The sequence below is a fragment of the Flavihumibacter cheonanensis genome (assembly GCF_022352215.1).
In the GTDB taxonomy this organism is placed as follows: Bacteria; Bacteroidota; Bacteroidia; order Chitinophagales; family Chitinophagaceae; genus Flavihumibacter; species Flavihumibacter cheonanensis.
In genome coordinates, this window is the sequence record NZ_JAKRWF010000055.1 from 1 (window position 1) to 291 (window position 291).

Genomic DNA, 291 nt, shown 5'->3' on the forward strand with positions numbered 1-291 from the left:
GACGTGCCGCTCCTCGGCGACGCGATCGAGTGGCACCCAGGCGATTCCCTCTTCGAAGTCCGCGTGCACCGCAATCGCCACTTCGCGCGCCAGTCTCGACTTGCCCATTCCCCCAATGCCCGTGATGGTGACGAGGGGGTTCGCACGAACCAGCCGTGTGACCTCTTCGACCTCGCCTGCTCGACCGACGAACGTAGTCGTCCATTGGGGAACGGAGGAGAGCGCGGACTCGAGGCCGATCGCCCGGTGCCGAACAGCGTCCTCCTCCGCGTGCTGCAACTTCTCCGCGAG

Annotated in this window: 1 protein-coding gene; it reads right to left on the reverse strand. The window is 66.3% G+C overall.

Features of this window, described 5'->3' with window-relative positions:
• On the reverse strand, positions 1 to 291 hold a 291-nt coding region (locus tag MD536_RS21105), incomplete at both ends, for an ATP-binding protein (protein ID WP_239603772.1).